Consider the following 717-nt stretch of genomic DNA (forward strand, 5'->3'; position numbering starts at 1 on the left):
GTGAGGGATGGAGGCCTTCGGGTTGTAAACCTCTTTTATCGGGGAGCAAGCGAGAGTGAGTTTACCCGTTGAATAAGCACCGGCTAACTACGTGCCAGCAGCCGCGGTAATACGTAGGGTGCAAGCGTTATCCGGAATTATTGGGCGTAAAGGGCTCGTAGGCGGTTCGTCGCGTCCGGTGTGAAAGTCCATCGCTTAACGGTGGATCCGCGCCGGGTACGGGCGGGCTTGAGTGCGGTAGGGGAGACTGGAATTCCCGGTGTAACGGTGGAATGTGTAGATATCGGGAAGAACACCAATGGCGAAGGCAGGTCTCTGGGCCGTTACTGACGCTGAGGAGCGAAAGCGTGGGGAGCGAACAGGATTAGATACCCTGGTAGTCCACGCCGTAAACGGTGGATGCTGGATGTGGGGCCCGTTCCACGGGTTCCGTGTCGGAGCTAACGCGTTAAGCATCCCGCCTGGGGAGTACGGCCGCAAGGCTAAAACTCAAAGAAATTGACGGGGGCCCGCACAAGCGGCGGAGCATGCGGATTAATTCGATGCAACGCGAAGAACCTTACCTGGGCTTGACATGTTCCCGACGGTCGTAGAGATACGGCTTCCCTTCGGGGCGGGTTCACAGGTGGTGCATGGTCGTCGTCAGCTCGTGTCGTGAGATGTTGGGTTAAGTCCCGCAACGAGCGCAACCCTCGCCCCGTGTTGCCAGCGGATTAT

At 58.2% G+C, this 717-nt stretch carries 1 rRNA gene; it reads left to right on the forward strand.

From position 1 onward, the window contains the following. Window positions 1–717, forward strand: a 16S ribosomal RNA gene (locus tag DKT72_RS18805); the annotation flags it as partial.

The organism is Confluentibacter sediminis, assembly GCF_003258355.1.
Taxonomy (GTDB): domain Bacteria; phylum Bacteroidota; class Bacteroidia; order Flavobacteriales; family Flavobacteriaceae; genus Confluentibacter; species Confluentibacter sediminis.